At 57.8% G+C, this 2,372-nt stretch carries 4 protein-coding genes; all 4 read right to left on the bottom strand.

The features are described from left to right. Positions 1–291 (bottom strand): TCP-1/cpn60 chaperonin family protein (locus tag DBR24_RS33995; protein WP_305889147.1); only part of this gene is annotated, 291 nt, incomplete at its 3' end. Positions 292–341: 50 nt separating this feature from the next. Beyond that, a complete protein-coding gene (locus tag DBR24_RS26700) occupies positions 342–635 on the bottom strand; it encodes a co-chaperone GroES (RefSeq protein ID WP_003227685.1) in 294 nt (97 codons plus the stop codon). Between the two features lie 247 nt (positions 636–882). Beyond that, positions 883–1,359: an FxsA family protein gene (locus tag DBR24_RS26705; protein ID WP_123466262.1), complete on the bottom strand. Its 477-nt coding sequence runs from the start codon at positions 1,357–1,359 to the stop codon at positions 883–885. Between the two features lie 65 nt (positions 1,360–1,424). Beyond that, entirely contained in the window at positions 1,425–2,156 is a 732-nt protein-coding gene (locus DBR24_RS26710; RefSeq protein ID WP_128616212.1) for a HugZ family protein, read from the bottom strand. Between the last annotated feature and the right edge of the window lie 216 nt (positions 2,157–2,372).

The following is a 2,372-nucleotide window of genomic DNA, read 5'->3' on the forward strand; positions in this document are numbered from 1 at the left end:
CTGAGCCAGAACGGTAGCGGTGGTAGTACCGTCACCGGCGTCATCGTTGGCACGGGAGGCAACGTCTTTGACCAGCTGCGCGCCCATGTTTTCGAAGCGATCTTCGAGCTCGATTTCCTTGGCGACGGAAACGCCGTCCTTGGTGATGGTCGGAGCGCCGAAGCTCTTCTCGAGGATCACGTTACGGCCTTTCGGGCCCAGGGTCGCTTTTACCGCGTCAGCCAGAACGTTGACGCCTTTGAGCATCTTGGAGCGGGCGGCATCGCCGAATTTAACTTCTTTAGCAGCCATGATCGATATTCCTTAAATACTTTGTAGTAGCGGGAAAATGAGCGGGGAAATCAGCCTTCCAGTACAGCGAGAATCTCGTTCTCAGCCATTACCAGCAGGTCTTCGCCGTCGACTTTCACAGTGTTGCTGCCGGAGTAAGGACCGAACACAACCTTGTCACCGACTTTAACGGCCAGCGCACGCACTTCACCGTTTTCCAGAGTCTTGCCTGGGCCTGCAGCGACAATCACACCGTGGTTGGCTTTTTCAGCAGCCGAACCTGGCAGGACGATACCGCCAGCGGTTTTCTTTTCTTCTTCGCTGCGACGGATAACGACGCGGTCATGCAGAGGACGAAGCTTCATTGTCGATCTCTCCTAATTGTGGTTTTCATCGGCCGGTGTAGTCCCGGCGGGTTTAACAAATCCGGCCTGCGCCGGTTGCGATTCGTCGAGCGAACCGCGGAAGTCTGTCCGACTCAATGCCGGAAACCTTTCGGTGACCGATACATAAGGGCGCATAAGGTTATTACAAGGGCGAGGTCAGAATTTTTTTCACGATCAGACCCCATAAACGAACACGGCACCCGAAGGTGCCGTGTCGATGCAGACGTTACTTGCTGTCGCGGTGTTCGTACTCGCCTTCGATGACATTCGGCTCACGCCCCAGCGGTTCGCGTGGAGCAGGCCCGCCACGGGGTTGCAGGTCATCGGCAAAGGCACGCTGGCGCATGGCTTGGTCTTCGGCGCGTTGACGCATTTTGTTCGCCAGCAGACGACGGGTGAACGGCAGCAGCATCACCAGACCGACCACGTCGCTGATGAAGCCCGGCAGGATCAACAGGCCACCGGCCAGGGCGAGCATCAGGCCTTCAAGCATGGTTTGCGCAGGCAGTTCGCCGCGGTTCAGGCTTTCACGGGCACGCAGGGCGGTGGCCAGACCGGCGATACGCAGCACGAACACGCCGAACATCGAGCCAAGAATGATCAGCAGCAGGGCCGGGAAAAACCCGATAGCCCCTGCCACTTTGACGAATACGAACAGCTCCAGCACCGGAAACAGCAGAAAGAGCAACAAAAAAGGGCGCATCAAAGATTCCTCAACGCAAGAAATGCCTTGCAGTAAGCCTTAGATGACGTCGCCCTTTCGTGAATTCAAGCATCGGCCTCAGCATTTTTTGGCCAGACCTCGGCGTGAGCCAGAGAAACCAAGGCCTCGCGCACTTGTATCGGCGTGTGACAAGGCGCTTGAAACGGCAACCAGTGCAGCGCCTGACCGATGCGCAAGTGCATGCCTTCGCTGTCGATCCCGGCCAGTTGCGCCGGCGCCGTCTGCGGCAGGCCGGCGAGTTCCACGTAGTGGGCGATGGCCTTGGCGTGATCGCTGTTCATGTGCTCGACCATGCTGATTTCAGCCTTGCCGGCGAAGGGGTTGGCCAGGGTCAGTTGCTCGACCCAGTGGATCGCGCCGAAACCGCCAATGTAGCGATGACGCACAGGATTAAGCACCCAGAAGTCGAAATCGTGGGCCTTGTGGTAGTTCTGCGAATCGGGGAAATAGCGGTAGTAACGCTCGGCGGCGGCTTCGATGGCGGCTGGCTCTTCGAGCTTTTGCGCCTCGGCCAGATAGGTCAGGCGACCGACGGCCTGCACGTCGTCGGCCTCACGCTCGCCCACCAACAACGAGCATTTCGGGTCTTTTTGCAGGTTGTGGGTGTGCTGGGCGATGCGGCTGATCAGGATCAGCGGGCGACCCTGTTCATCCAGGCAATAGGGAACCACGGAGCCGAACGGGAAACCGGGCATTGATTTGGAGTGGGTGGACAATACGCCACGGTATTCCTTGAGAAGCAATTCTCGGGCATTCTTGGCCGCTTCAACGCTCAATTTATGACTCCTTATATATAATCCGTCGAAAAAACGGACAGGCGCCCGGAGATAAGTCCCGGTCACGCCATCGGGCTATGCTCATGTGCAACCGGCCACGGCCGGTACAGATCGAGCGGCGCCAATAATAAAAACCACTCAGACCGGCATCGGGGCATGCGCATGCAACTCAACGACAAAGTAATCATTATCACCGGCGGTTGCCAGGGTTTGGGC

The sequence above is a fragment of the Pseudomonas sp. HMWF006 genome, assembly GCF_003061205.1.
Classification (GTDB): domain Bacteria; phylum Pseudomonadota; class Gammaproteobacteria; order Pseudomonadales; family Pseudomonadaceae; genus Aquipseudomonas; species Aquipseudomonas monsensis.

What these genes read in the sequence shown, in the direction of transcription:
- DBR24_RS26700 (WP_003227685.1), bottom strand. Translation starts at nt 635, where the DNA reads ATGAAGCTTCGTCCTCTGCATGACCGCGTCGTTATCCGTCGCAGCGAA.
- DBR24_RS26705 (WP_123466262.1), bottom strand. Translation starts at nt 1,359, where the DNA reads ATGCGCCCTTTTTTGTTGCTCTTTCTGCTGTTTCCGGTGCTGGAGCTG.